General features: G+C 48.4%; 23 protein-coding genes. 10 read left to right on the top strand and 13 right to left on the bottom strand.

Annotation, left to right across the window (positions count from 1 at the left end; genetic code table 11):
* Positions 1-63: 63 nt before the first annotated feature.
* From tnpA to BQ7364_RS11425, 7 genes are all read right to left on the bottom strand, one after another.
* Positions 64-531, bottom strand: a complete 468-nt coding sequence (gene tnpA / locus BQ7364_RS11465; RefSeq protein WP_072683757.1) for an IS200/IS605 family transposase — start codon at positions 529-531, stop codon at positions 64-66.
* A gap of 1,176 nt (positions 532-1,707) precedes the next feature.
* Entirely contained in the window at positions 1,708-3,669 is a 1,962-nt protein-coding gene (locus BQ7364_RS11455) for a M56 family metallopeptidase (protein ID WP_072684840.1), read from the bottom strand.
* The gene (locus BQ7364_RS11450) at positions 3,666-4,052 is read right to left on the bottom strand and encodes a BlaI/MecI/CopY family transcriptional regulator (protein WP_072684839.1); all 387 of its coding nucleotides are present in this window, start codon (positions 4,050-4,052) and stop codon (positions 3,666-3,668) included. Before BQ7364_RS11450 ends, BQ7364_RS11455 begins: the two co-directional genes overlap by 4 nt.
* A 546-nt stretch (positions 4,053-4,598) precedes the next feature.
* The gene (gene ltrA, locus BQ7364_RS11445) at positions 4,599-5,897 is read right to left on the bottom strand and encodes a group II intron reverse transcriptase/maturase (RefSeq protein ID WP_072684838.1); all 1,299 of its coding nucleotides are present in this window, start codon (positions 5,895-5,897) and stop codon (positions 4,599-4,601) included.
* Between the two features lie 593 nt (positions 5,898-6,490).
* Positions 6,491-7,282, bottom strand: a complete 792-nt coding sequence (locus BQ7364_RS11435) for a gluconate 5-dehydrogenase (protein ID WP_006061286.1) — start codon at positions 7,280-7,282, stop codon at positions 6,491-6,493.
* 45 nt (positions 7,283-7,327) lie between these two features.
* The gene (gene kduI, locus BQ7364_RS11430) at positions 7,328-8,170 is read right to left on the bottom strand and encodes a 5-dehydro-4-deoxy-D-glucuronate isomerase (protein ID WP_072684837.1); all 843 of its coding nucleotides are present in this window, start codon (positions 8,168-8,170) and stop codon (positions 7,328-7,330) included.
* Between the two features lie 77 nt (positions 8,171-8,247).
* Entirely contained in the window at positions 8,248-9,219 is a 972-nt protein-coding gene (locus BQ7364_RS11425) for a helix-turn-helix transcriptional regulator (protein ID WP_072684836.1), read from the bottom strand.
* Positions 9,220-9,316: 97 nt separating this feature from the next.
* Here BQ7364_RS11425 and BQ7364_RS11420 point away from each other — a divergent pair, with 97 nt between their 5' ends.
* The gene (locus tag BQ7364_RS11420; protein ID WP_072684835.1) at positions 9,317-9,601 is read left to right on the top strand and encodes an HIRAN domain-containing protein; all 285 of its coding nucleotides are present in this window, start codon (positions 9,317-9,319) and stop codon (positions 9,599-9,601) included.
* Between the two features lie 160 nt (positions 9,602-9,761).
* Positions 9,762-10,727 (top strand): hypothetical protein, encoded by a 966-nt coding sequence (locus tag BQ7364_RS11415; RefSeq protein ID WP_139248624.1) that lies wholly within the window; start codon positions 9,762-9,764, stop codon positions 10,725-10,727.
* Positions 10,728-10,835: 108 nt separating this feature from the next.
* Here the strand turns inward: BQ7364_RS11415 and BQ7364_RS11410 are convergent, their stop codons facing one another.
* The 4 genes from BQ7364_RS11410 to BQ7364_RS11395 all read right to left on the bottom strand — a co-directional run bounded on the left by BQ7364_RS11410 (position 10,836) and on the right by BQ7364_RS11395 (position 15,853).
* Entirely contained in the window at positions 10,836-13,409 is a 2,574-nt protein-coding gene (locus BQ7364_RS11410) for an ABC transporter permease (protein WP_072684833.1), read from the bottom strand.
* On the bottom strand, positions 13,406-14,089 hold the full coding sequence (locus BQ7364_RS11405; RefSeq protein ID WP_072684832.1) for an ABC transporter ATP-binding protein: 684 nt from the start codon (positions 14,087-14,089) through the stop codon (positions 13,406-13,408). The genes BQ7364_RS11410 and BQ7364_RS11405 overlap by 4 nt, the downstream gene beginning before the upstream one ends.
* Before the next feature lie 78 nt (positions 14,090-14,167).
* On the bottom strand, positions 14,168-15,163 hold the full coding sequence (locus BQ7364_RS11400; protein WP_072684831.1) for a sensor histidine kinase: 996 nt from the start codon (positions 15,161-15,163) through the stop codon (positions 14,168-14,170).
* Positions 15,164-15,166: 3 nt separating this feature from the next.
* Entirely contained in the window at positions 15,167-15,853 is a 687-nt protein-coding gene (locus tag BQ7364_RS11395) for a response regulator transcription factor (RefSeq protein ID WP_072684830.1), read from the bottom strand.
* 182 nt (positions 15,854-16,035) lie between these two features.
* On the opposite strand from BQ7364_RS11395, the gene BQ7364_RS11390 reads away from it, so the two are divergent.
* The 3 genes from BQ7364_RS11390 to BQ7364_RS11380 all read left to right on the top strand — a co-directional run bounded on the left by BQ7364_RS11390 (position 16,036) and on the right by BQ7364_RS11380 (position 17,434).
* Positions 16,036-16,488 (top strand): hypothetical protein, encoded by a 453-nt coding sequence (locus tag BQ7364_RS11390; RefSeq protein WP_072684829.1) that lies wholly within the window; start codon positions 16,036-16,038, stop codon positions 16,486-16,488.
* Positions 16,481-16,816 (top strand): hypothetical protein, encoded by a 336-nt coding sequence (locus BQ7364_RS11385; RefSeq protein ID WP_072684828.1) that lies wholly within the window; start codon positions 16,481-16,483, stop codon positions 16,814-16,816. The genes BQ7364_RS11390 and BQ7364_RS11385 overlap by 8 nt, the downstream gene beginning before the upstream one ends.
* Positions 16,817-16,951: 135 nt before the next feature.
* Positions 16,952-17,434: a GNAT family N-acetyltransferase gene (locus BQ7364_RS11380; protein ID WP_072684827.1), complete on the top strand. Its 483-nt coding sequence runs from the start codon at positions 16,952-16,954 to the stop codon at positions 17,432-17,434.
* Between the two features lie 158 nt (positions 17,435-17,592).
* Here BQ7364_RS11380 and pepT read toward each other — a convergent pair whose 3' ends face one another.
* Positions 17,593-18,813, bottom strand: coding sequence for a peptidase T (gene pepT, locus BQ7364_RS11375; protein WP_072684826.1), 1,221 nt, complete (start codon positions 18,811-18,813; stop codon positions 17,593-17,595).
* A complete protein-coding gene (locus BQ7364_RS11370; RefSeq protein WP_072684825.1) occupies positions 18,810-19,409 on the bottom strand; it encodes a DUF1349 domain-containing protein in 600 nt (199 codons plus the stop codon). Before BQ7364_RS11370 ends, pepT begins: the two co-directional genes overlap by 4 nt.
* A 210-nt stretch (positions 19,410-19,619) precedes the next feature.
* Between BQ7364_RS11370 and BQ7364_RS11365 the strand changes: the two genes are divergently transcribed.
* The 5 genes from BQ7364_RS11365 to BQ7364_RS11345 all read left to right on the top strand — a co-directional run bounded on the left by BQ7364_RS11365 (position 19,620) and on the right by BQ7364_RS11345 (position 25,917).
* Positions 19,620-20,048 (top strand): MarR family winged helix-turn-helix transcriptional regulator, encoded by a 429-nt coding sequence (locus BQ7364_RS11365; protein WP_159432803.1) that lies wholly within the window; start codon positions 19,620-19,622, stop codon positions 20,046-20,048.
* Positions 20,039-22,945, top strand: a complete 2,907-nt coding sequence (locus BQ7364_RS11360; protein WP_072684823.1) for an acyl-CoA dehydratase activase — start codon at positions 20,039-20,041, stop codon at positions 22,943-22,945. Before BQ7364_RS11365 ends, BQ7364_RS11360 begins: the two co-directional genes overlap by 10 nt.
* Positions 22,938-24,230: a 2-hydroxyacyl-CoA dehydratase gene (locus tag BQ7364_RS11355; RefSeq protein WP_072684822.1), complete on the top strand. Its 1,293-nt coding sequence runs from the start codon at positions 22,938-22,940 to the stop codon at positions 24,228-24,230. Before BQ7364_RS11360 ends, BQ7364_RS11355 begins: the two co-directional genes overlap by 8 nt.
* A gap of 235 nt (positions 24,231-24,465) precedes the next feature.
* A complete protein-coding gene (locus BQ7364_RS11350) occupies positions 24,466-25,494 on the top strand; it encodes an Rpn family recombination-promoting nuclease/putative transposase (RefSeq protein ID WP_072684821.1) in 1,029 nt (342 codons plus the stop codon).
* A gap of 90 nt (positions 25,495-25,584) precedes the next feature.
* Complete coding sequence (locus BQ7364_RS11345; protein WP_072684820.1) at positions 25,585-25,917, top strand: hypothetical protein; 333 nt, start codon at positions 25,585-25,587, stop codon at positions 25,915-25,917.
* Positions 25,918-26,011 lie beyond the last annotated feature (94 nt).

Below are 26,011 nucleotides of genomic sequence, written 5' to 3'. Positions count from 1 at the left end.
CATTGAGGCCTGACAGCTGCAACACTTTCTCCAGCTGCCTCTCAAAGAGGCTTCCCTATTGCTTTATTTCACCGGCTCACCCGTAAACGGGTCGATAAATTCCTTCATGCTCATTTGATCTGCCAGTTTGTCTTCCTGCAACTGGTTTTGAATATACTCTTTGATTACTTTTTCATTCTTTCCTACCGTATCCACATAGTACCCTCTTGCCCAGAATTTTCTGTTCCCGAATTTGTACTTCATGTTGGCATGTCGTTCAAAGATCATTAATGTTGATTTACTTTTCAAATATCCCATAAACTCTGAGATGCCATACTTCGGTGGTATTTCGATCAACATATGCACATGATCTGGACACGCTTCCGCTTCCAATAGCTTGCATCCCGGTTTTCTTTCGATCAACATTCTCAGAATCTTTCCGATGTCCAACCTCAATTTGTTATAGATCACCATTCTTCGATATTTTGGAACGATGATGATGTGATATTTGCATCGCCATGTCGTGTGTGATAAACTGTTTTTGTCATTCATTTGACAAATACCCTCCTTTATTTTGTTGTTGGCTGTCAGACCTTCTTCATTATATCGGAGGGTATTTGTTTTTTTAACACTTTAAGCTCTGGCACCACGCGCATAGCACGTGGTATCCACTTCGTATTAAAAATGAGTCCCATTTCTGGAACTCATCTGCGTCTTTCTTGTTTCGGTTTTTCTCTCACCAACACTATTTTTGAAAGAGCCACAATACTTACGGCGTTTCTCAATGAAAAAAACCGCAAGAGGGAAAGTTGCGGTTTCTCATGGGAGAAAGGAAACGGGGGATTTCCTTTCGTACTTATTATGAACAGAGAAGATCAAATTTAAATTAATTAAGAAAGGAAAATTTTAGAAATGAAGAAATGTTTTGTGGTCTTCTCTGTTTCCATTATTAGTATATCGGAATACTGTGTGTTGTTTATGGAAGCATCGTGAACTTTTTGTGAAAATCAGATCTGGATATTGAGCGGATTACGAACAGTTAATGTCGTCAATCAGAACACCAGTTAAGGCAGGCCGGTGATCGGAAAGGGTATTGTTATCGTTAGTCCCGGCCGAAAAAAACAACTTCTGAGGGAGGGACAGAAGTGTTTCAAAGACATGAATTAACAGAAGAGAAAAATTTGGAATGATCAGTTTATGCTTGTGGATAATTGAATATTCGCCAGCTTGGGCTTCTGACTGGATACTCCCTTTCTTAAGGACATTATTATAGAAAATCATTTTGAACGTACCGAGCATTTTTTGTCTAATGCGTGTAAACCCTCTTTAAGGATAACAAAAAAGTCCCGGTGTTTCCGCAAGTCATGATAGAAAGCAGAAAAAACTGCGCCGGGGAAAGCGCAGCCTTTTCTCCCGTGAAAACAGGGGAGGGTTTTCATCGGGATCATGATTATTGATTTAAGAGAAGAGGGAAAACTATTTTATTTCTATATTTTGAGAAGAGGAAAATATTTGAAATTCTATACTGATCTTCTTGGATGCCTCCTTTCCTGATGACTGTATTATAGGAAAAAATTATGGGATAACGATGGTTTTTCCGTGATCGTTCCGTGATGAATCATTACAAATTTTTAACGAATTCCGATGAAAATTCTAAAGGTGCCGCTTCCAGCGAAAATCGTTCTGCTTATCGTTTTAATTTCCAGCGCCCCACTGTAACAGAGCTACTTAATCTTTAATGACATCAACCCAAATAAGACTGTTTTCCACATTCAATTCTTCTACAATTCGCTTTCTTAAGTTTTCACATAACATCGAATGATCCTCCCCCTGCAAGTTCTGCAGACGATCATTGAGAATCTGATCAACCCTACTTATTAAATCAGGAATTTCCTGAAGATGCTGGATCCCGTTTTCATTCTCATAAAACTTAACATAAGCCTGCGCGGAAATCCGGGCTTCTGCATTTTTACAAATCGAACTGATCGGTTGATAGAAACCGATACCGATGCCATAGATTTTGATTCCATCGGCAGTAATCAACGTATAACTTGGCCCTTCTTCAATTTGTGCAAGCGACATAAGTTCATCATAACTCAAGTTCCGCAATTCTTCCAGGGTCTGGCTCAGCTGGACATTTACAGTTGGTAAATTCTCATCAATTTCAATCGAAGTAAAGGAAAGCTGCCGAATGCTGAACATTGTATTTTTTGTTTGCTCCTCAAATTTTTGCTCGATAAAATTCAATACGGATTCCCGTTCATCCTCATAAAGAAAGGCTTGCCTTTGGGATTCGGTGAGGTTATCAAAATAATCGTTCATCACATCCATCAGTGCAGCATACATCTGATTGCTTTGTTCATAGGTAATCTTGTCATTATCCCCGTCAAATATGAAGCTTAAATTAATCCTGCGGTTTTTATTGATCTTAGAATCATAGATTATGGAAGATATCGTTACAGACTGAGGTAAAACAATCTGCTGGATTCTGTTGGGATAAACGACTAAACTGTCCAACGCAAAGCCTTCTGCACGGAGATTTTCAACTTCAGTCTCCATCTTTTCCCGAAATTGATTCAGCGACAAGTCTTTATTCTCTAAAATGAATGTTTCTTCAAATTCAGCTTGTTTTCTATATCCTTGTAGTTTATCTGAATTCAAATAAATCACATTATTCTCAGGCTTTGCATTAGCCAGCGGCGTTGCCAGGAAATTCCGAATCTCCTTTTCCTTCATCACGCATCCTGCCATCATGACCAAAGCGGCCACAATCAGCACCTTTTCCCAATTCATTTTAAATTGTTTTTGATTCATGACCCGCATTATCCGCTCCTGAAGCTGTTTCGGCTTTAACATAAAGCCTGTGGACAGGATCGGCAGCGAGTGTGTGGAACGTGCCTGCCTCAGCAGCAGACTGCCATAGCGATGCCGCTGTTCCATCGTACAGTTTCGGATCACGGCTTCGTCGCAGGCTTGTTCACAATATTGATTCAGCTGAATTTCCAACAGGTAGACAATCGGATTAAACCAGTATACAACCCGGGCGATCACGCTTAACAATCTTATCCAGCTGTCATAGCGCCGGATATGAACCAACTCATGGGTAAGGACCAGCGTCAGCTCTTCCTTTTCCCAATCCTGTTCCGGTAAAATCAACTTTGGATGAATCAACCCCAGCGCGCATGGCGTTGCGATCCCGCCGCATGTCATCAGCTGGATGTGCCGTTTCAGCTTCATCTGCGACTGAAGCCGGCGTAATAATTCCAATTCAGCAGATCCTGCCGGCCTTGACCAGCGACGGATCCATTTCAGACTTTCCCGGTTGCGGATCAGATTTATTCCCAAAGCTACCGCGCAGCCGCCCAGCCATAAAAGGGTGACGATCTGAGTTCCGTTCATTCTCGGCTCCGACGGATTTGACGCTGCCAATGTCGGCATAATAGAAGAAACCGGCGTCTGGGATTCAATCCAGACTTCACTCAGCGGCAGCGACCTGACCGGTTCGATGATTTCCGAAGAAACAGGCAGCGGAATCTTAACAGGAATCAATAACCCCAGCAGCAGGATGATACAGATTCCATAAGCAGTTCGGGAGGATTGACGATGCATGCGGCGAAGGATAAAGAGTACGATCAGCGTTAACAGCGAATGCGGCAGACAATGCCGGAATAACAGCTCCGCCCCATTCATCCGTCTGTCTTCCGTTTCATATCCAGCCAGGCCTGCAGTTGATCCAGTTCTTCATCGCTTACCGCTTCGCCATCATAAAACGCGTTCATCAGACTGATCCAGCTGCGCTGAGCGTAGCGCTGACGGAAATCCTGACTTTCAAATTGAAGATATTCATCTTCTGTAATCAGAGGATAATATGTTCTTTCCTTCCCATTTTTCTCCGTCCGCAGATAACCGCGGTCAACCAGGCGGGACAACAGCGACGATAAAGTAGGAACTTTCCAATCCTTGGTTTGTTTGAGTTCTTCCATTAACAGCGTACTGGTCAGCGGCGGTTCTTTCCCCCAGACAACCTTCATGATCTCGAATTCGGCTTCCGGGAGTTTTCTTGAAAGCTTCATGTTTTCATCCCTTCCTTCTATCCATATTCTACATTTGTCTAAAATACTTGTCAATTTAATTTTAGACGTTTGTCTAATATTTTTTTCTTTCATCCCCCTTGCCAACAAAGATCCTTCTGTTTCTCATGCAGAAAAAAGCTGCGCCGGGGAAAGCGCAGCCTTTTCTCCCGTGAAAACAGGGGAGGGTTTTCATCGGGATCATGATTATTATTTATAAGAGAAGAGGGAAAACTATTTTATTTCTATATTTTGAGAAGAGGAAAATATTTGAAATTCTATACTGATCTTCTTGGATGCCTCCTTTCCTGATGACTGTATTATAGGAAAAAATTATGGGATAACGATGGTTTTTCCGTGATCGTTCCGTGATGAATCATTACAAATTTTTAACGAATTCCGATGGAAATTCTAAAGATGCCGAGGCAGATGATTTTCTTCCGATATTGTATGAAGTAATGTAAAATAGGGTAGAGGGAAAATAAATTTCGCCCCTCCCATTGCACCGTACGTACGGATCTCGTATACGGCGCTACATATGTATTGCTGTCACGAATAACTTAGATAGTACTCTAAAGGATTGACTAAGCCTTGTCTTTCCTTTTTCTTTATGGCTAGTATTCTGGGATTTAAGATGTAGTTTACCACATTCATTCCACATCTTCGATACCATCCTAGTCTTGAATTTGCTACTTTAAATATGTCTTCCTCTGTGAAGAAAAAATTTTGCAGTTTATTCAGTCTTTGCAGATTTATATAAATCCGTTTCGGTATCTTCCATTGCTTAATAATAACCACTCTTATTTTGTGTCTTAACCATTGTCCGAATTTATCCAAGAATTGTTTCATACTTCCGATACGGAAATAGTTTATCCATCCTCGTATAATTTGGTTTATTCTTTTAAATGTTTCTGCTAATGGTCTTGCTACTGCATGTTTCCGTTTTAGTATTTCTTTGATTTTCATGCATAACTTCGCTTTCCTGTTATCGCTTGGCCTACACTTCCATCCCATACTTCCTTTCCAGAACGTAAAACCTAGAAAATTACTTTTCGTCGGTCTTACGATTTTGGTCTTTGTCGCACTCACTTTTAAGAATAGTTTTCTTTCTAGCCACCATGTGATTGATTTCATTACTCTTTCTGCTGCCATTTCGCTCTTTACGAAGATGTTACCATCATCAGCGTACCTCACAAAGCGCAGCCCTCTCTCTTCAAGTTCTTTATCAAGCTTATCTAAATATATATTTGATAGTACTGGACTGAGTGGTCCTCCTTGTGGTACTCCTGCTTCATTTGGACTTACTAGTCCATCTTCCATAACTCCTGCTTTTAAGAACGAACGTATCAGATGCAGTATTTCTCTTTCATTCACATGTTCTCTAAGTATTGAGATTAACTTGTCATGATGTACTGTATCGAAATATTTTTCTATATCCATGTCAATAACCCATTCGTATCCTTCGTTTAGATATTCTAATACTTGTTCCATCGCATTATGTGCACTTCTATTGGAGCGAAATCCATAACTGTTTTCACTGAAATGTGGTTCATATATTTCGCTCAGTATCTGCGCTAATGCTTGTTGTATTACTCTATCTGTTACTGTCGGTATACCTAGCGGTCTTTGCTTTCCATCTGCTTTTGGTATATAGACTCTCCTTACTGGCTTTGGTTTATATTTCATATTCATGATTGCGGTTATAATTTCCTCTCCATGTATTTCAAAATATTTGTCAATTTCTTCCACCATCATGTTATCAACACCCGGTGCGCCTTTGTTACTCTTGACTTTCTTTATCGCCAGTTCCATATTTCTTTTACTTAGCATCTTTTCTACCAATCTCATTCGCTGTTCCTCCTCTACTTGTAGATTTATCCAAGACCATCCCCACTACTTTCCTCATCAATGATTACGATTCATTGTTTCAGAGTATCCTCATTTTCGGATTGCTTGAACATTTTCTCATAGTGATTCACACTATACATACATTAAGTCCTTCGTTATCTAGGCTGGATAACTAATATGACCTCAGCTGACTTCTTGTGATAAACCTTTTTCGACCGATGCTACCATCCCTGATTTTAAAGTTTATTGGACTTCATCGTTCACAAGACCTCCCGGGGTAAGACATACATCTCTTTCCTATCTTCACAAGTTCCTGATTTACTGTCTTGGTTTTACGTTTACCTTTTGGACTTTGGTTTGTTTCGCATCCTTATCCACCATTTAGCCTCATCAGGTTTCTGTTCGTAACCTCGAAGATTTTGCTACACCACTTCCTTCACCCTTAACATCACTGCTAACGACTTGTGGTTCACTACACTTGGCGGTAAATACCCGTGGTTGGATTTTCACCAACTAGATGTATGCCATGCCCGGCACACGACAAAAAACGCTCCCCTTTTCAGGAAAGCGTTCTGATGATCGATCGAGAAACCTTACTGCGGCTGTTTGCCAATGTAAGCCAGAATACCGCCGTCAACGTACAAAATGTGACCGTTGACGAAGTCGGAAGCATCGGAAGCCAGGAATACCGCCGGTCCCATCAGATCTTCTGGTTTGCCCCAGCGAGCAGCCGGTGTTTTGGAAATGATGAAGCTGTTGAACGGATGACCTTCAACACGCAGCGGAGCGGTCTGCGGCGTCTCGATATAACCCGGGCCGATACCGTTGCACTGGATATTGTATTCGCCGTATTCGGAAGCGATGTTCTTCGTCAGCATTTTTAAGCCGCCCTTAGCTGCCGCATAAGCGGAAACTGTTTCGCGTCCCAGTTCGCTCATCATCGAACAGATGTTGATGATCTTGCCATGACCCTTCTTGATCATGCCCGGAATGACAGCCTTGGAAACGATGAACGGACCGTTCAGGTCAATGTCGATGACTTTGCGGAAATCCGCAGCCGCCATTTCCAGCATCGGGATCCGCTTGATGATTCCCGCGTTGTTGACCAGGATATCAATCACGCCGACTTCGGCTTCAATTTTCTTTACCAGCTCGTTGACGGCCGCTTCATCGGTAACGTCGCAGACATATCCGTGTGCCGGAATGCCTTCTTCTTTATAAGCCGCCAGCCCCTTATCGACCAGTTCCTGGTTGATATCGTTGAAGACGATCGTTGCGCCTGCCGCTGCGAAGCCGCGGGCAATATTGAAGCCGATGCCGTAGGAAGCGCCGGTGATCAGGGCGACTTTGCCCTGCAGAGAGAAGCTGTTCATGAAATTTTCCATTTTTATTTCTCCTTTTTTATTCATTTTCGTATGAGTTGAACGCGTTTAACGCAATTCTGTCGTCGGGATATTGTCCATATCGTCAAACGCTTTGTTTTCGCCGCCCATCGCCCAGATGAACGTATAGTTGCTTGTGCCGCAGCCGCTGTGAATGCTCCAGGACGGAGAGATCACGGCCTCTTCATTCTGCATGACGATATGGCGTGTTTCTTTACCTTCGCCCATCATATGGAAAACGACGTTGTCTTCCGGGATGTCAAAGTAGAAATAAACTTCCATGCGGCGCTCGTGCGTATGCGCCGGCATTGTGTTCCAGACGCTGCCTTCTTCCAACCGCGTTAAGCCCATTGACAGCTGGCAGGTTTCCAGCACGTCCGGATGAATGAACTGATTGATCGTTCTTGCGTTGGATGTTTTTAAATCGCCCATCGGACGCTTGTTCGCATCCTGAATTGAGATAAAGGTCGTTTTGCACGGCTTATGCGCCGGCGCGCTGACCATATAGAATTTTGCCGGATGGGCGGCATCATCGCTCGCAAAGGTGACTTCCTTTGTCCCCATCGTGATATACAGGCAATCTTCATGCCCCATTTTGTATTCGACGCCGTCTGCAGTGATCACGCCCGGTTCGCCAATGTTGAAGATCCCGATTTCCCGGCGCTCCAGGAAAAAATGCATGCCGAAATTTTTCCAGCAGTCGATGCCCTTGTCAATTGAAACCGTTTCGTTGACCGGCATGCAGCCTAAAGTGACCATGCGGTCGACGTGCGAATAAACCGCGGTAACTTCATCCGCCTTGAACAGATCAGTAATCAGGAATTCATCCCGAATCTCATCTGTGGTGTAGCGCTTGAAATCCCGCTGGTTAACAGAATAACGAATATCCATAATCGCGTCCTCCTTTTTCTTTCTGTCCCTATCATACCGCATTTTTCTTAACTTGTATACAAGTTTTAGAAACTTTTTTATTTTTTCTCATAACGGCTCAGCGCGGCGCTGAAAATTGTCTTCATTTCTTCCCTGACGGAGGCCGGTTCCAGGATTTCCATCCACTTCGCATACTGCATCGCCAGGTAAATCACGCCCTCGCGGCTGCCCTTCACCCGCGTGATAAAATGCTCCGGATCCTGCACGACAATTTGAATTTCCCTGCCGAAATGATCGACGATGTCATCCAGAATCCGCCGGTGGCATAACAGAATAAAATCAAGCACTTCCCCACCGTACATGTAAACTTTTGTCTTGGCGTATTCGTAAGGATCGCACAGCGGCCCCAGCGGTTCCTTCAGCGCCTCGCGTTTTTGGATATTGCGGATCTTATCCACACGGTAATGACTGAAATCCCGGTACTTTTCATGGCGGGCGATCAGATATGTTTTTTCATTCTCATAGACCAGATAAACTGGCTGAACGACATAGGGTGCGGTGCGGCGGGGAACCAGCTGCAGTTTTTCATTATATTGAACATAATCGAATTCCACCGCGCATTTTTCTTCCACTGCTTCCAACAAAATTTGAAGACTGAAGAAGAAATCCTGATTGTCTTTCTTGCGCAGATTATCAATATAAACCATATTGCGATATTTTTGAGCGGTGTAGTGGCTCTGGGTCGCCAGGAGTTTCTTGATCAGATCGTTGGAATGCTTGCGGGGAATAAAATTGGACGCATGCACGGCGTTGCACAGAAGCATGATTTCCGATTCTTCAAAATCCCGGTTATCCAGATAATACCCGTGTCCATTTTCCTGATAGGTGCTGATTTCATAACCAAATTCCTTCAACATCTGAATGTTGGCGTACAGAGTCCGCCGTTCGATCGGGCACTGATACAGCTGCTCCATTTTCTGTTGGATCTGCGCCGCTGTCAGCGGATGATCGCGGTCGCTTTCCCGCTGCAGAATCTCCAGAACCGCCAGCACGCTCGTTTTCTTTTCCATCGCTCTACTCACCTCTGTCTTTATTATAAAGCTGGCAGGTTTTTTGTACAGTTAAAGCACTATAATGACGCTGTAAATACAAAAAGGAGTGAAATTCATGAATTACATCACGATCGTCGCAACACACCAATTCTTCGGAACTGATATCTTCAAGGTTGGTCAAATCCTGACCGGCGTCAAGGAACCAGAAAACAGTTTTGACAGTGAAGCGATCAAAGTCGTTACAGAAAGCGACGTGCCCTGCGGTTACATTGCCAACAGCGTGCATACGGTCGCAAAAGGCTGCCATTCCGCCGGACGGATTTATGATTCCTTCGAGAACCGGGTCAAAATGAAAGTGTTGTTTATCGTTAAAAACGTCGTCATCGCAGAAATTCTTTAATATGAAAAAGTTAAAGATCATTTTCCAGGCGCTGTTCCGCAGGCTTCGGACGCACTGGAAAAAACCGGCTGCGCCTGTTGTTTCACCTGCGGCCGCCCCGTTGCCGCCTCCGCCGGTCTTTCCGTTTCCGGTTCATAGCGGAGATCTGGTTTGGTGCTTAATGCCGCTGCCTCAAAAAGAGCTGGATCAGATTCCGGAAGGTCACCAGATTCGGCCTTATTGGATCGCAGCGGTGAAAACAGATCATGTAACAGGGTTTTACTGTTCATCCAAGCCGATTAAAAAGTGTCCCGCCGCTTCTCAGTTCGTTATTTCCAATGCCGTGACGCAAATCCGTGATACCCATGTCGATCTGCGGCGGATCTTCCGCATTCCGGCTGCGAATCTGATCGAGCCGATCTGTTCAGTTCCCGCCGTCGTGCAAACTCAGGCGAATAAACGGTTGATTCTGCAGCATCGTCAAAATCAAAACCGGCCGGCCTTCCGGTTTCCTGTTCCGCTCGTTCCGGCGCCCGGGGATCTTCTGCATTCGCACGGATTGATCCTGGACTGCAGCGAACAGAGCTGCACGATTGTTCCCCGCTGCAACCCCAACGCAGAGGGCGCTGTCGGCGGCAGGATTAACAACAGAGTCTTCTATTTCAATGCCCTCCAGACGCAGACGCTCCCGTTATCCGAGCTCGCTGCCAACGATATAGCCGGACTGGCGGATTGGGAGCTTCTTTCCCGGATCCGTTTGGAAAACAGAAAAGCACGGTCGCGGACTTCGCCGCCCAAACACAAACAGAACGCCTATGTCCGCAAACCTGCGCCATATGCCTGCGGTCAGATTTTAGAGGAATGGGGCGGCCAGCAATATGTGTTCCTCTGCGCGACCCGCACCCATCAGTATGGGTATGTTTATGACGATTTTATGCCCGACAAGCTTGTGTGTCTGAAATCTGATCTGATCGTCACGCCTGAACGGCTTCCAGAGGATCAGCTGAACGACGATCTTGAAGCCTTGATCGAAGCCCAGGAGAATCCGCAGATGCTTCAACTCCTTCGGCAGGTTCAAAAACAGAAAGATCTGCCTTTCCCTTTCCTTCGCAGCACTCCGCCCAGATTCAGAATTTCCGCGATCTGAAGTCGCTGGAAGATCAGCCGGGTTATCCTGTTCGGAATTCCTGATTCTTGAATTCCAGTTTTAACCTGAAAAAAACGGAATCCATGCGGACTCCGTTTTTTATTCTCGCTATTCTTCTTCCTTCAGCGTTTCAATGATATTTTCTTTTCTTACTTTCCGCGTCGCATAGCTCATCATCGTCATGACCATCAGCATCAGCACGGCGACCCCGCCCAGAATCATCGGCCAGGGCATTGCGAATGAAAACCAGAAACTTCCCTGCATCAAATTGTAGTGAAGCAAGGTGATCAGATACAAGCTGACAGGAATGCCGATGGCTGCCGCGCCCAGTCCGTAAAACAGACTTTCAAGCCGGATCATGCGGTTGAACTTCTTTTCATCCATGCCTACTGACCGCAGCATCGCAAACTCCTTGCGCCGCAGCGCGATGTTGGTCGAGATCGTATTGATAACGTTGACCAGGCAGATCATGCAGATCAAGGTGATAAATCCGTAGATAAAGATGGAAACAATCGTCAGCAGCGTTTTATCTTCCCGCTGATTCTGAACCGGACTGTACCAGCTGAAGCTGTGCGTCAGATTCTGCTTGCCAATTTCATCAATCTGCTGGAGCATTGTCTCCTGCTGCCCTGGGACTGCCCGCAGATACAGCTTATCACTGTAAGACCGCGAACCTTTCGCTTCTGTTAAAAGCGTATTCAAATCCGAAACCGGAATCAGCACCGCGAGATTGCCGCCGTAAACGATTTCACTGGAATACAGATCCATATCCGCGGCGAGCGCCATTGGTTTTATCGTCAGCATTTCTCCCGCGTCGCCGATCGAGATCTTCAGGGTGTCCGGTATACTTTTCAAGAACGGAACGTCCGCATACCGTTTTTTCCCGTTCTCTGCGATCTGCGCTCGATAACGGTTAAAGAGGATCCCCGGGATCGCGCCGTCAGCAGGATTCGCCATTGCCGCTTCCGAAATCGAATTTTCAGTCAGAATTCGTGCGTATGTTTCGTCATCCACCGCAAACAACAGCGCCGGATATTCTTCCCCAATCCCTGACCAGTAGTCGTCGAAGTCAAGATTCTGCGTATGCACGGCGGCATACACCTGGGTAATCCGCTGGGTGCCGGCGACTGAAGTCAGCTGGCGAAGCTGGGTGAAGCTGGGCTTTTCTTCGAGGAAGGAATGCGAAGAATAATCCGTAACCCAGGCGTCAGCGAGTTCATCCTGACTGGTCATGCCGACGGCCTGAATCATCATTGTCATCACCGAGGTCACCGTCGTAAACAGAATTAAGCTGACCGCCAGCGATAAAATGGTCAGTCCGGCTTTGCGGCCGCTGCGCTGGATATTTTTGACAGCCAGTTCGCCCTCGATGCCCCACAATTTTCCCGCAGCGAAGGATAAAAAGCGATGGCGGCGTTTCAGCTTCACTTTCTGCGGCTGACGAATCGCCTGGATCGGCGTCATCCGCGCGGCTTTTAAGGCCGGCAGCCAACAGGCAAGAACGATCATCACTACGGAACAAATTACCGTCAAAGCAACCGCAGGAAAGGAAACCACCGTATGAAACGGAACATCGGCGGAAAGGAATTCCAACGATTGAAGCATCGGATTAATCACGCGCAGCGTTACCGCCATTCCGCAGATCCCCGCCAGCACGCCTATCGGTATGGCCGCCAGCGCGATCATCAGCCCTTCCTGAACCACACACCAGAATTTCTGACGGGAAGTCGTGCCGACGCTGGCCAGAATCCCGAACTGCCGGCTGCGTTCAGTCTGTGAAATCGCGAATGCGTTATAAATCAGAAATACCGATCCGGTGATGATAATCAACAATGTCAGCGTCGCCGCTGAGGCAACCATGGCGAAATAACTGTTTTCCCAGAATGGACCGCGAAACCGCAGGACGTTGTTATTCACCCCTGTGGCCGGATACAGCTTGATCTGAAGCTGTGGAAAATCTTCCTGCGGCCGCTGACCGGAATGTTTTAATTTAACATACACAACCGGATCCACACCGGGATCGGTTTCGGAACGGGCCGTGATCGCGGTATAGCCCGGCGACCAGCGCGGTTCCAGATCCGAACGTTCCATGATTCCAACGACAGTGTAATTTCGCGGCTGCAGATCAACGATCGTTTCCGGCTGTTCCGGATCGTAAGGATTGTTTTGATTTAACGGCTGATCCGGACTTTCCTGCAGTACCCGTTGGCCTGTCTGCAGCGTAATCGTCTGACCCAATTCAATTTCAACACCGCCATTGTAGGCAACATGCTCGGAAACCAACAGCTCGTTTTCATTTTCCGGCAGCCGACCGGAGACTAAATGCAGGCCAAGCCGCTGGAAACCTTCCTCGTCGCAGGCCCGGATAAACCAATACGGCTTGTATTCGTTCTGGCTTTCCGGTAAGACGGCGTAGCCCAGATCATCAACCATAAAGGTGTGATCCACCTGTTTATCCGTATTTAAATACTGAATTTCAGTTTCATTGAGATCGCTGTAAGCCAGCTCCCAGTCGCCCGTTTCATAGACCGCCTTGCGTTCCATATAATCAAGAAACGAGGAAGCGAACACACTGACGGCAGTGATCATCGCGACGGAGATGACGATCCCCATCCCCGTGAACAACGTGCGCCGGCGGTTAACCTTCAGCGATTGAAAGGTATATTGATGCAGGATATTCATTGCCGGATCACCTGATCGGAACTGATCCGTCCGTCTTCAATCGCGATGATGCGGTCGGCCTGCAGCGCGATATTTTCATCATGAGTGATGACGATGCAGGTCTGATTGCGCTGCTTGTTCGACATTCTCAGCAGCGTCATGATCTCCTGAGTGTTGCGGCTGTCCAGATTGCCGGTCGGCTCATCCGCTAACAGGATCGCCGGATGATGAATCAGTGCTCTTCCGATCGACACCCGCTGCTGCTGCCCGCCGGAAAGCTGGCTGGGCAGAAAATTCCGCTGCTTGGTTAATCCCAGCTGCTCTAACAGCTGATCGACCGTGTCCCGGTCGACTTTGCGTCCGTCCAGACGCAGCGGCAGCGTAATGTTTTCCTCGACCGTCAGCACAGGAATCAGATTGTAAAACTGGTAGATCAGACCAACTTGACGGCGGCGGAACACCGCCAGCTTATCTTCCTTTAAGTCCGTGATCACCGTTTTGTCAACGACGACCTGACCTTCGCTGGGCTGATCGACGCCGCCCAGAATATGCATCAGCGTTGATTTTCCTGATCCGGAAGGTCCGACAATCGCAACAAACTCGCCTTTATTCACCGTAAAACTGACATGATCCAACGCCGTGATCTGCAGCGCCCCGCGGCCATAAAACCGGCTGCAGTTTTGCACGCTTAATATTTCCATGAGTATTCCTCCTGACACAATCAATATAAACGAAACGGATGACACGCCGATGAAACCGTGGATGACAAATTCGTCATGTTAAATCACCTGGCGGACAAACCGGATTAAAAACCGCGATCCCCGGCCTGGCGTACTTTCCACGCTGAGCGTCCCATCCTGCGCGGCCAGAATCTGCTGAGACATCGCCAAGCCGATACCGACGCTGTCCGGCTTCGCATTTTTGCCACGATAGAATCGTTCAAATAAATGCGGCAGATCCTGCGGATCGATCCCTTCCCCATTATCCTCGATCACAATTTGATCGACCAGGGCTGTGCGCGTACAGAGAATCCGGATCTGTCCGTTGGGCGCGTGTTCGGCGCAGTTGCGCAGAATATTCCCCAGCGCTTCCGCCGTCCAGTTTTCATCGACCGTCAAAACAAACGATTCCGGACATTCCAGCACCCATTCCACATTATTCCGCAGCATCTCCGCTTCCGCTTGGGACAACGCCTTGTTAATCAGGGCACGGATCGTTATGGAATTGGGTAAAAACTGCACCGCCCCGGCCTGCAGCTTCGCCATTTTAAGCAGCGACTGAATCAGCCAGCGCATCCGCGTCAGCTGGGCGGCGATCAAGCGCAGAAATTCCTGTTGCCGAACCGGATCCATGTCCGGCTGCTGCATCAGATCGACCATCATCATCATCGAGGTCAGCGGCGTTTTCAGCTGATGAGAAATATCGCTGAGCGAATCGGAAAGAAACTGCTGCTGCGCCTGCAGCTGTTCCGCACTTTCCCGCAGCTGAACCGTCACCTTATAGATCTCGCTGTGCAGAATACTCAGTTCGCCTTCCTCATAATCCTGCGGATTCATTTGATAAAGACCTTCCCGGACTCTGCGCATCTGATCGTTCAGCTGCCGCAGCCGGCGGTAGCGCCACGCCGTAAACAGACAGAACGCGCTGATCAAAACAGCGGCCAGACTGACGCAGACAATCAGCATCTCCCGGGACGCCGCCGCGGCGATCAGAAAAAAGGGCAGGCATAATCCGATGCAGCCCAGGATAAAAATTTTGATCTCACGATTTCGCATCTGTCATTCCCCCAGTTTGTAGCCTAACCCCCGGATCGTCCGGATCAGCTGCGGATGCGCCGGATCATCCTCCAGCTTTTCCCGCAGCCGCTTAATATAAACCGTCAGCGTATTGTCATTGACGTATTCCCCACCCAGATCCCAGATCGCTTCAAACAGCTGGTCGCGCGTCATGACCTGATTGCGGTGCGTCGCCAAAATTAATAAAAGCCGGTATTCCATGCCTGTCAGAAAGACTTCCTGATTATTCTTAAACACCCGCGCAGCGATCGTATTGATGCTTAAATCCTGATAATTGATCGTCGTTTCGGCCTGTTTTTTTCCGGCCCTGCGCAGTACGGAATTCATCCGGGAAATCAGCTCACGCACGCGAAACGGCTTCGTGATGTAATCGTCCGCCCCCAGGTCCAGCCCCATGACAATATTGACCTCATCGTCACAGGCCGTCAGAAAAATCACCGGGATTTCTTTCAGCCGGGAGTCCTCGCGCATCCGCTTGCAGATCTCATAGCCGCTGCCATCCGGCAGCGTCACGTCCAGCAGCACCAGATCAAAGCTCTCCTGTTGGATTAACTCCAGCCCCTGCGTCTTGGTCATCGCAGTCATGACCTGGTAGCCTTCCTGACTTAGCGTATATTGCAGCGCCGTTAAGATCGCGCTGTCATCCTCTACGCAGCAAATTTTATTCATGTTTATCACCTGATTTTATTATAACCGATCTCTCTGCCAAGCACATGACGAGTTCGTCACTTTGAAACTGACAAATTCATGACGATTGTTCCGGGACGATTGTTGCCGACTTGGATTTCCTTTATAATAGCCTTAAGTTAAGGGGCTATCAACAGCCTTAGAAAAAGAAAGAAGGCGTCATCATGACAAAGTGGAAACGGTTTGCGGACAGCTGGAAATGTTCGGTAATTCTGATCGCGGCGATTTTAGGCTGCTTATTTTTTCTGCCGGAGATGCGCAGCATCCGCCAGCTGATGTTTGCCCCTGCCGCCATCAAGCCGCAGGATTTCTGGGATATTCAAATTCAAAACACTGACAACGAACAAACTGAGATCATCTTTCAGCCGTATTCCTATGAGGAACAAACGTTTTTCCAGGCGTTAAGCGAACGGAGCTGTCTGCTTGCGGCAATCAATGATCATCCGCTTCAGGTGATATTTCCCGGGCAATCCATAAAACTCCATGAAAATGATCAAATCCGCCTTCTCTGGCTGGTCGATCCTCAATTAAAATCACAGCTTAAATCACGTGTGATTCCAGACCAAGCCTTGGTTTTCACTCACGGCCAGCTGCAGGAGGGTGTTGATCATGAATAAGAAAATACGGATTCTGAATATTTTTTTAAGCTTGATTTTAATTGGAATCGTCTTTGTTCACTTTCAATTTGAAGTTCCCGCACTCCACTTCAGTCAGTCGATTATTGAGGAATGGGAGGATGACTTCGCCAGCGGCGGCAGCTTCGGCGATGCGCTTACCGACGCGATCGAAACTGCGGCAAATGAACAGGACTGGCAGCGAGCCTGGCAGTTGAGTCAGCTGTACGCTTTCGTTTATGCCAGACCGGACATTCAAAACGAAAACCTCTGTTGGATTGACGCCGCGGGCGGACAAAGAAAAACGATCTGCGGAGTTTTAGAACCGTAGCAATTCAGATACCCGATTCTCTTTATCGGCTATTTGCTTCCTATTCAGTAGTTGATAAACAAGACACATTGTAAGAATCCCCTATTTTGTAAAAAATCCCCATTCCATTCATTACTGAAAGAAGGAGAACGCCTGATGCTTACTTTTCAAGCCGCTTTCGAAGAAGAAATCGATCTTATTTACCAGCTGTATCGACGTTGTGTTCAAACAAGCCGCGGCAGTTGGGATGACGAATACCCAACCCGAGATTTTGTGGAACAAGATTATCATCGTCAGGGGTTAATGACGTTGAAAAACGAACAGGGCGAGATCGTCGCGGCGGGTGCGATCACGCCGGCGGATGAACTGAAAGATTTAGAATACCGCACGGCTTTGCTTCACCCTCTGGAATTAAGCCGTTTAGCCGTAGATCCGCAGTTTCAGGGGCAGGGATATGGCAAGCTCCTGCTGCAAGGTTTAATAGAAGAAGTACGCAAACGGGGCGCTGATGGAATTCAGTTGTTAGCGGCCAAAGAAAACGCACCGACCCTGGCCTTGTATCGCGGCGCTGATTTTCAGGAGAAAGGCAGCTGCCGAATGTACGATACTGACTTCATCCTGTTTGAAAAGAAATTGTAAAAGAAGATAAAGCTCCAGAAAAACAGGAAGTCCACGTCTGCCTCAGCGGTCAGATTGACTTCCTGTTTTATTTTTATCGTTGTCAGAACAGGCAGATCTGTAAACTAGTTTCAAAAGACAAACAAAGCTGAACTATTCCAGTTCAGCCTTTTCATTTTCTATTTCTTCAAATTCGTCGTCGCTTTTACGATGTTCAGCAGAATCTCAACCACCTTGTGCATCTCCTGCACGCTGCATACCTCGTAACGGCCATGGCAGTTCGCCCCGCCCGTGCCCAAGTTCGGACATGGCAGCCCCATGAACGTCAGCCGCGCTCCATCGGTGCCGCCGCGGACTTTTTCCACCCATGGCTGCAACCCTGCTTCCGTGATCGCCTGCTTTGCCAGATCTACAATCCATTCCTGATCCTTCAGGATTTCCTTCATATTCCGATACGATTCCTTGATCTCCACCTGTACCAGCGGCTGTCCGTATTTCTGATTCATATACGTCTCCGCCGCCTTCATCATCGCCATCTGCGCCTGGAACTGCTCGCTGTCATGATTGCGGATGATATATTCCATCACCGTCTGTTCAACATTGCCCTCCATATTGTTCAGATGATTAAAACCTTCGGTACCCTCGGTATATTCAGGACGGTTGAACACCGGCAGCATCGCGTGGAATTCCATCGCGACGTTCAGAGAATTGATCATCTTGTGCTTCGCGCTGCCCGGATGGATCGAGAAACCCTGAACCGTGACCTTCGCGCTGGCCGCATTGAACGTTTCATCACTGATCGCTTCCATCTCGCCGCCGTCGACCGTATACGCGAAATCCGCGTGGAAATTCGCAACGTCGAACAAATCCGCGCCGCGCCCGATTTCCTCATCCGGCGTAAAGCCGATCCGGATCTCGCCATGCTTGATCTCCGGGTGCGTCAGCAGCGTTTCCGCCATCGTCAGAATATCTGCGATGCCCGCTTTATCGTCCGCCCCCAGCAGCGTATTGCCGTCGGTGACGATCAGATCCTGTCCCGTATATCGCGCCATATTCGGAAAATCGCTGACCTTCAGCGTAATCTTGTCGTTCAGCGCGATATCCTTGCCATCGTACTGAGGAATGATCCGCGGATTGACGCCTTCGCCGCAGAAATCCGGCGCGGTGTCCATGTGCGCGATAAAGCCGACGGTTGGAACCTCATAGTCCAGATTTGACGGGATCCTGCCGTACAGATAGCCCTGATCCTCCCGAACCTCCTGGATACCCAGCTGTTCCATTTCTTCTTTCAATACCTTTAACAGATCCAGCTGACAGGCTGAGCTGGGGACGGTCGGACTTTCCGGATCCGAAACCGTGTTGATTTTCGCATAGCGAATTAAACGCTCTTCTGGGGTCATAATTTATTCCTCTTTTCTTCCCATTGCAGGCTTTCAATCATCATATCAAAAAACTCAGCGTCAAACGTCGAATTCTTGGGACTGCAGGCATAAAACCCAACCTGCGCGACACCCTCGGTCAACGGCAGCGCAAACTCCCGCAGCCATTTGAATTTCTGGCCATTAAACGAAAATTCGACGCGGAATTCATTCTGCCACCGGTGCAGCCGCAGCGTCAGCGTATGAATGCCGCTGGAAATCGGCATGCCGGCCCAGTCAGAGAAACCGCCGTAAGTCACCGTCGAACAGACCGATGACGCTTGTTCATCGCGATATTCAATTCCCGCCTTGCACCAGCAGGAAGGATCGCTCATGACAAAAATCCCCAGCTGATCATAAACTTCATGCAGCTGCGCGCGAATCGTCACCGTCAGCGTAAAATCCTGACGGATTGGAAGCAAGAGCGCGTGCCCGTTGAATTTATTCAGCTGACGGGCCTGGTTGATCCAGAAATCCGTCGCCGGTTCTGTGCTGAAGATGATCCGGCTGCGCCCGATCGTCCAAAGGGACGGACGGTTCATCCAGACCAGCAGCGAAGTATCCAGCCGTTTTTTCATACTTATCCTTCCTAACTGTTTTTATTATATCAAATTCCCCGGCAAATAGAATTTTGAAAGTGAAAATAAGATGAAAAGAAAAAGAATTTCAGTCAATCGAATTGACTTTTTTATTTAAACGGTTAATATTTAATGCATTAATTATTCAAGAATTAAGAATTGAATTGGAGATGATGGTGTATGCACTATGAAGCTGATGAAAATGAGCTTATGAATCTTGTACGAAGCGTGAACAATCACATGAATCATGTATTGAATCAGTTCTACTCGCCCTACGGTTTAACACGCCCGCAGGCGATGGTTCTTTCGGAAATTGAACGAAATGGTCCGGTCACACTCAGCCTTCTGGCGCAGCGGCTGGGCATGACTACCAGCAATCTCTGCCTGATTGCGCAGCGGCTGGAGAAAAGCGGCTTCTTAAAGCGAAAACGGGATCCGCAGGATCAGCGCAGCGTGATTTTGATCAACACCGCCAAAAGTCACGAGCTGATCCATCAGGTTCAGGAAAACGTTAATGAAATGATCCGGCGCCGGCTGGAATACACCGATCCCGAAAATATGGATAAGATAATGGAGGGACTGCGGTTGTTAAACGCCGTTATGATGAAACAGAATCAGGGGGACAAAGCATGCGATTAGGAATAGATATTGGTTCGACGACGATCAAATATGTCGTCCTGGATGACGCGGGACGCTGCATTGATCAGGATTATCAGCGGCACAGCTGCCAGATCACGGAAAAGCTGATCGAGGTGCTGCAGAAAGTATCCGCCAAATACAATCAGCCGGCCATGGCGTTAGCAGTATCGGGCTCCGCCGCGATGGGCCTGCAGGAAAAATGCAGCCTGCCGTTTGTGCAGGAAGTGTACGCGACCCGGATCGCCGCGACGAAAAGACTCGAGGAGGTCGACTGCATCATCGAGCTGGGCGGCGAAGACGCGAAGATTTTGTTTCTCAGCGGCGGTCTGGAAGTCCGGATGAATGGCACCTGCGCTGGCGGCACCGGAGCGTTTATCGACCAGATGGCCACGCTTTTAAACTTAAGCGCGGAAGAAATGAACGAAGCCGCCAAACAGGCGGAAAAACTCTACACGATCGCCTCCCGCTGCGGCGTGTTCGCCAAGTCGGATATCCAGCCGCTGATCAACCAGGGCGCGGATAAAGAAGATCTGGCTGCCAGTATTTATCAGGCGGTCGTCAATCAGACGATCCAGGGACTGGCGCAGGGGCGTAAAATCGAAGGCCGCGTCGTCTATCTGGGCGGACCGCTGACCTTCAACAGCGAACTGCGCGCGGCGTTTGATAAAACATTGAAGCTCACCGGCGTCTGTCCGGAAAACAGCCTGTATTACGTCGCGATCGGCACCGCGTTATTAGCGGAAGATCCGGTGAATTTCGCCGACGCGATCGAACAGCTGCAGACGATGGACGCGTCCAGCTTTGTGCGTTCCCTGCCGCCGTTGTTTGCGGATGAGGACGAATACCGCCGGTTCAGCGAGCGGCATCAGCGCAATCAGGTCCGGGTTCATGAACCGAAAGAAATTATCGGCCGCTGCGCTTTGGGCATTGACGCCGGCAGCACGACGGTCAAAATGGTGCTGATCAACGAGCAGGAAGAAATCCTGTATTCGATGTATCAGCCCAATCAGGGCAACGCGCTGCAGCTGGTCCGGGAAGCGCTGATCGAATTGATGCGCGCCAACCCGCGGATGGAAATCGTGTCCAGCTGCGTCACCGGTTATGGCGAAGATCTGATCCGCAGCGCCTTCGGCGTCGATGCCGGCATCGTGGAAACGATGGCGCATTTCACCGCCAGCCGCAAATATATGCCGGACGTCGATTTCATCATCGACATCGGCGGTCAGGATATCAAATGCTTTAAAATTCATAACGGCACGATCGACAACATCTTCCTTAACGAAGCCTGTTCCAGCGGCTGCGGCAGCTTCCTGCAGACCTTCGCCAACGCGCTGGGCTATGAAATTGAGGATTTCTCGCGGCTCGGCCTGTTCGCCAAACATCCGGTCGATCTGGGCAGCCGCTGCACAGTCTTCATGAATTCCTCAGTCAAGCAGGCGCAGAAGGACGGCGCAACGATTGACGAAATCTCCGCGGGCCTGTCGATCAGCGTCGTTAAAAACGCTTTATATAAGGTTATCCGGACCGCTGACGCAAAGTCTTTGGGCAAACACATCATCACCCAGGGCGGCACCTTCTACAACGACGCGGTGCTGCGGGCCTTCGAGCAGGAACTCGACACCGAGGTTATCCGGCCGAATATCGCCGGCCTGATGGGCGCTTACGGCTGCGCGCTGCACGCCCTGCGCCATTGCCCGGATGCGTCGTCGCTGTTAAATCTCGACCAGCTGGAACATTTCCACAACGAGATCCGCTATGTCCAGTGCGGTTTGTGCAACAACCATTGCCGGCTGACCGTCAACCAGTTTTCCGATGGCCGCAAATATATCGGCGGCAACCGCTGCGAACGCCCGGTTACGAAAAAAAGCACGTCTCAGGACTTGAATATCTACGCCGTCAAGCGCGAGCTGTTAAGTCAGTATAAGCCGGTTCCCGGGCCGCGGGGGAAAATCGGCCTGCCGTTAGCCTTAAATATGATGGAGCTGCTTCCATTCTGGCACACCTTCTTCACGGAGCTGGGCTTCGAGGTCGTCACCTCCGGCTTCGCTTCGCTGGAAAAATACCAGAAAGCGCAGAACTCAATTCCTTCCGACACAATCTGTTTTCCCGCCAAGCTGGTTCACGCTGCGATCCAATCGCTGCTCGACCAACAGATCCCGGCGATTTTCTATCCGTGCATGACCTACAACATGCGTGAAAAAAATGCCGACAACAATTATAACTGTCCGGTCGTCGCTTACTATCCGGAAGTCATCGCCGCCAATATGCAGCAGGTGACGCAATGCGATTTCATCTACGATTATGTCGGCATCCATCGTCAGAAAAATTTCCCGATCAAGGTTCATAAGATTCTGAACCAGCACTTCCGCGTCGGTCTGCGCGAGGTGATCAAGGCCAGCAAGAAGGCGTATGAGGCAAATGATCAGCATCTGGAAACAATCCGGCAAAAGGGTCAGGAAATCATCACGCAGGCCCAGCTGGACGACCGTCAGATCATCGTGCTGGCGGGCCGGCCGTATCATGCCGATCCTCTGGTTTCCCATGACATCGACAAACTGATCACCAGCTACGGCGCGGCGGTCATCAGCGAGGATGTCATCAACGAGGAAGTCGGCAAGAAGGAGCTGGGCGTCTGGAACCAATGGACGTATCACTCCCGGCTGTATGCCGCAGCCCGCTATGTTGCGACGCAGGAAAAGATGAATCTGGTGCAGCTGGTTTCCTTCGGCTGCGGCGTCGACGCGATCACAACCGACGAAGTGCGGGAGATTCTTGAGGAACACGGCAAGATTTACACGCAGATCAAAATCGACGAAATCACTAACCTGGGCGCGGTCAAAATCCGTCTGCGTTCCCTGTTCGCCGCGCTGAAGCAGGAGGAAGAACATCATGACTGACAATAAAGTTTTATTCACAAAAGAAATGCAGAAGGATTACACGATCCTGATTCCGATGATGGCGCCGATCCACTTTCAGCTGCTGCGCAACGTGCTGGTCCACAGCCGGTACAACGTCGAGCTGTTGGAAAACACCGGTCCTTCAGTTGTCGAGCAGGGTCTGAAATATGTCCATAACGACACGTGTTATCCGGCACTGCTGGTCATCGGCCAGATGATCGACGCGCTGAAAAGCGGAAAATACGACGTTCACAAAACGGCACTGATCATTACGCAGACCGGCGGCGGCTGCCGTGCGAGCAATTATATTTATCTGCTTCGCAAAGCCTTGAAAAAAGCAGATCTCGGTTTTGTCCCGGTTATTTCTCTGAATTTATCGGGACTGGATTCCCAGCCGGGTTTTAAATTAAGCCTGTCGATGCTGCAGAAGATGTTGTGCGCGCTGGTCTATGGCGATCTGTTAATGGATCTGACCAATCAGGTGCGGCCGTATGAAGTGGCATCCGGCACTGCCGATCAGCTTTGCCAGCACTGGATCGACGACCTCAGCCGTCAGTTTGATCACCGTCAGGGCTTATCCATCGGCGATATGAAGCGCAATATGCGCGATATCGTCATGTCTTACGCCGCGATTGAGCGGCAAAAACGGGACTTAGTCAAAGTCGGCATCGTCGGTGAAATCTATATTAAATATTCGCCGCTGGGCAACAACAGCCTGGAGAAGTTTCTGGCGGAGCAGCAATGTGAGGTAAAGCTGCCGGGGATGATGGGGTTCATGTTGTACTGCGTCTACAACGGCGTTGAAGACGTCAAGCTGTACGGCGGCGGTTTCGTCAAAAAACAGCTGATGAGTTTCGTCTATTCACTGGTGCTGAAACTGGAGAAAATGACGATCGACGCGATCCGCACTTATTCCGATTTTGACGTGCCAGGCTCATTCCCTGAAATGAAAGCAGGCGCCGAGCAGATTATCGGTTTGGGCGCGAAGATGGGCGAGGGCTGGTTATTGACCGGCGAGATGGTTGAACTGAATAAATCGGGATTTAAGAATATTATCTGTACCCAGCCGTTTGGCTGTCTGCCCAATCATATCGTTGGCAAGGGCATGATCCGCAAAATCCGCGAACAGGATCCGGACTGCAACATCGTCGCGATTGATTATGACCCAAGCGCAACGCAGGTCAATCAGGAAAATCGGATTAAGCTGATGTTGTCCATCGCGCGGGAAAATATGAAAAAAGCAGAAACTGACACGGCTTCCATGCCTGTACCCCAGGCTGAATAGCTCAGATTTCAATATCAAAGCAAGAAGGTTGGATCAACCTTCTTTTTTTACGCCTCAGGCTTTCTTATCTTGGGCTGTTTTGACAGACTGATTTCGTCTTTCGATTTCTATCCGGGATCCGTACCTTACAGCTTGTGAAAAAGAACCTTCATACTGTGAAAGAATGATGAAAAATGAAGAAATAGCGGGGCTTTTCGCAAAAAAGCGCAATAGGTATAAGGGAGGGATAAAACCTATGACTTTAATAAAAGCGAAAAAGCAACGTTCCAAGCCTCAGGCTCCATCCAACTACAAGCTGCGCTGTACGAATGACTTTGTGTTCAAATCCCTGATGACTTATGATCCGAAGATTGGGAAACGGCTGGTGAAGGATCTGACCGAAAGTATCCGGGATTATGTCGTGGATAAGGTCGATTTGACTTCCACGGAGCTGTTGACCGAAGGCTTCCAGGCCAAGGATATCCGTCTGGATATCTGCGCCCGCTTAACGCCGGACCGGTTGATCGATTTTGAGATGCAGTGCGGCTCCAACAAGATGGAGATTCCCAACCGCAGCGCTTATTACGCCGCGACGCTTGTCAACCGGCCGGACAACAAAGGCCTGGCGTATACTGCGCTGACGCCGGTGGATCAGCTGTTTCTGCTGGACTTCGACTTTCCGGCGAAAGCAGATCAGCCGGAGAAAGCGATTCATGTCTATCAGTTAGCGGAGATCCTGGATCATGACATCTTGACAAATCTGATCACGGTGGTTATCATAGAGATGAAGAAGATAATTCAGATGAATCATAGTTATGAAGAGCTGAGCCGGGCGGAAAAGTGGTGCTGGTTTCTCGAACGGTATGACGAGGAACACAGTGATTCGGTGGCAGTCCGGTTAGTGGAAGAAGATGAAATCTTTAAGGAGGCGGACAGCGTAATGAAGAGAATGAGCAGTGATCCGGCAATGCGGGATGCGGCGTTTGAGCATAACCGGCGGATGATGGACATGGCGCAGCTGCGCTATGAAGGCAAACGGGAAGGCTTGGCAGAAGGCATTGAGAAAGGCATCAAACAAGGCATTGAACAAGGTGTCGAACAAGGCATCGAAAAGCAACGATTAGAAACCGCAAGGGAAATGTTGAGAAATCATTGTAATGATCAGCTTATCCAGCTTTGCACCAAGATCAGTCTTCAACAACTGGAGCAGTTAAAGAAAGAAATCGTTTTCGGTTTCAATCAAACCGAGGACGATTCGGAGAAATCCCATCGGACAAGCGACTAAAAAGAGGAAGCTGATCCAAATGAAGTTTAATGAGTAGTATGATCTAAATCCTTGATCGGGCAGGAAATCTTTAAGGAGGCGGACAGCGTAATGAAGCGAATGAGCAGTGATCCGGCAATGCGGGATGCGGCGTTTGAGCATAACCGCCGGTTGATGGATATGGCGCAGCTGCGCTATGAAGGCAAACGGGAAGGCTTGGCAGAAGGCATTGAGAAAGGCATTGAACAAGGCATCGAAAAGCAACGATTAGAAACCGCAAGGGAAATGCTAAGAAATCATTGTAATGATCAGCTCATCCAGCTTTGCACCAAGATCAGTCTTCAACAACTGGAACAGTTAAAAATAGAAGAACGCTCGAAACCAAACCAAGCCATGACAGAATCACAATTCCAGTCGGCGGATAACACGATAGCAGGAGAATAACCTAACTTTCTGCCAAAACTCATCCGGCAACAGATGTCTTTGATAGTGTTCTAAATTACATAAGAATTTCAACAAAACAAGCAGAAATTTACCC

This window comes from Holdemania sp. Marseille-P2844, assembly GCF_900120005.1.
Classification (GTDB): Bacteria; Bacillota_I; Bacilli_A; order Erysipelotrichales; family Erysipelotrichaceae; genus Holdemania.
This window is presented reverse-complemented; position numbering and strand designations above follow the sequence as displayed.